Consider the following 459-nt stretch of genomic DNA (forward strand, 5'->3'; position numbering starts at 1 on the left):
GTGTTCCCCGCGCTCGCGGGGATGAACCGTGCTCCTGGAGCACATGTACGCGATCGAGGAGGTGTTCCCCGCGCTCGCGGGGATGAACCGGAGCCGCCGCCGGAGTTCGATCCCGGCATGATGTGTTCCCCGCGCTCGCGGGGATGAACCGCCGTACACGATCAGCGCGGAAATCTTCACGTTGTGTTCCCCGCGCTCGCGGGGATGAACCGCGCATCACCTGGGCGCGGCCGGCTGGCAGTCCGGTGTTCCCCGCGCTCGCGGGGATGAACCGTTTTTGCGGACGTTGCGGATCGCGGCCATGCTGTGTTCCCCGCGCTCGCGGGGATGAACCGTTATCCAGTCGCCCGCGTGGCGATATCTACAGGTGTTCCCCGCGCTCGCGGGGATGAACCGATTTGCGTCCGCCATTTCAGTTCATGTTCCAGGTGTTCCCCGCGCTCGCGGGGATGAACCGCG

At 66.7% G+C, this 459-nt stretch carries 1 CRISPR repeat array.

From position 1 onward, the window contains the following. Positions 1-457: direct repeats of the CRISPR family, unit length 29 nt; unit sequence GTGTTCCCCGCGCTCGCGGGGATGAACCG. Positions 458-459 lie beyond the last annotated feature (2 nt).

This window comes from Pseudoxanthomonas sp. J35 (genome assembly GCF_000513995.1).
Classification (GTDB): Bacteria; Pseudomonadota; Gammaproteobacteria; order Xanthomonadales; family Xanthomonadaceae; genus Pseudoxanthomonas.